The following is an 846-nucleotide window of genomic DNA, read 5'->3' as shown; positions in this document are numbered from 1 at the left end:
TAGGGCTCAGACTCATTCACAGCCAGAACGCGAGAGCTGTTGCGAGCGCCACGCCTGAGAGGAAGTTGGCGGCAAGCTTGTCGTAGCGGGTGGCGACCCGACGGAAGTCTTTGAGGCGGCAGAAGGCGTTCTCGATGAGGTGACGTCCGCGGTAGCGATCCTTGTCGTAGCGGATGATCCGCTTGCGGTTACGTCGGCCAGGGATAACGGGGACGGCGCCAGCGTCTCGCAGTGAGCGCCGCAGCTGATCAGCATCATAGCCTTTGTCGGCAAGCAGGTAGCGCATACGCCCAGCCCGTTGGAGAAGTGCGGGAGCGGCCTTGATGTCGCTGACATTGCCGGCGGTAAGCATCAGCGCATAGGGACGGCCGATGACGTCGGTGAGCGCGTGGACCTTGGTCGTCCAGCCACCGCGCGAGCGGCCGAGGGCTTGCGCCGAGCGCCCCCTTTTGCGCCAAAGGCGGCGCGCTGCGCCTTCACGTAGGTGCTGTCGATGGCGGTGCTCCTCGTCACTGCGCCGGCATCAACCAGCGCGTCGAGCAGCTTCAGCCAGAAGCCCCGATGCGACCAGCGATTGAAGCGATTGTATACCGTCGTCGAGGGACCGTACTCAGCCGGGCAATCGCACCAGCGACAACCAACCTTGAGCACATGCAGGATGCCGGAGATCACCCGTCGGTCGTCCACGCGCCGAGCACCCGGCTGGTTCTTGGGCAAGTGCGGCTCGATCGCCGCCCACGCCTCGTCCGACAACCAGAACAGCGCCATGCCAAACCTCCCATGATCCACGCGCAGTGAATCAGGAAAGCCACTCCGCCTCAACCCGCTGATTGGGTTTGAGCCCTA

At 64.1% G+C, this 846-nt stretch carries 1 protein-coding gene; it reads right to left on the bottom strand.

Annotated features, from left to right (window positions below; translation table 11 throughout):
• Positions 1 to 16 precede the first annotated feature (16 nt).
• A protein-coding gene (locus AC07UH_RS21495; protein ID WP_495182213.1) for an IS5 family transposase occupies positions 17 to 768 on the bottom strand; the annotation gives its coding sequence in 2 pieces (ribosomal slippage) (positions 17 to 439 and positions 442 to 768; 750 coding nt in all).
• Positions 769 to 846 lie beyond the last annotated feature (78 nt).

The organism is Sphingomonas sp. GW821-FHT04B01 (genome assembly GCF_059420425.1).
This window is presented reverse-complemented; position numbering and strand designations above follow the sequence as displayed.